Raw genomic sequence first — 698 nt, 5'->3', positions numbered from 1 at the left:
ATTCGTGGCCATAAGATCAGTATGATCTTTCAGGAGCCGATGACAGCACTCAATCCACTGCATACCATTGAAAAGCAGATAGGCGAAGTACTGGCTATACACCTCGGCCTGCAAAACACAGAAGCAACGGCCAAGACACTGGAACTGCTGGAACTGGTGGGTATCCGTGATGCCAGAAATCGTTTAAAGGCCTATCCCCATGAGCTGTCCGGTGGACAGCGACAACGGGCAATGATTGCCATGGCCCTCGCCTGTGAGCCAACGCTGCTGATCGCCGATGAGCCAACCACCGCTCTGGATGTAACCGTTCAACGACAAATTCTCAGTTTGCTGGCGGACCTTCAGCAGAAACTGGGCATGGCCATTCTGTTTATCAGTCACGACCTGAACCTGATCCGTCACGTTTCGGATCGAATTTGCGTGATGAAAGATGGTGAGATTGTTGAGCAGGGCATCACCGAATCCGTGTTCACAGCGCCCCAACACCCCTACACCATCGACCTGCTTAATGCCGAACCTGACGGGCAACCTGAACCACTGGACGAACACCCCATGCCTTTGGTCACTGGCGAAAAGATCAAAGTCTGGTTCCCGATCAAAAAAGGGTTTTTCAAAAAAACAGTGGGCCATGTGAAGGCAGTCACTGATTTATCGCTCACTATTCACCAGGGCGAAACCCTGGGCATTGTTGGTGAGTC

General features: G+C 51.7%; 1 protein-coding gene. It reads left to right on the top strand.

Features of this window, described 5'->3' with window-relative positions; translation table 11 throughout:
* Positions 1-39 precede the first annotated feature (39 nt).
* Positions 40-698: ATP-binding cassette domain-containing protein (locus J7438_RS26620; RefSeq protein WP_286196970.1), on the top strand; the 659-nt coding region annotated here is incomplete at its 3' end.

The sequence above is a fragment of the Thalassotalea sp. G20_0 genome, from assembly GCF_017744175.1.
Lineage (GTDB): Bacteria > Pseudomonadota > Gammaproteobacteria > Pseudomonadales > Endozoicomonadaceae > Endozoicomonas.
This window is presented reverse-complemented; position numbering and strand designations above follow the sequence as displayed.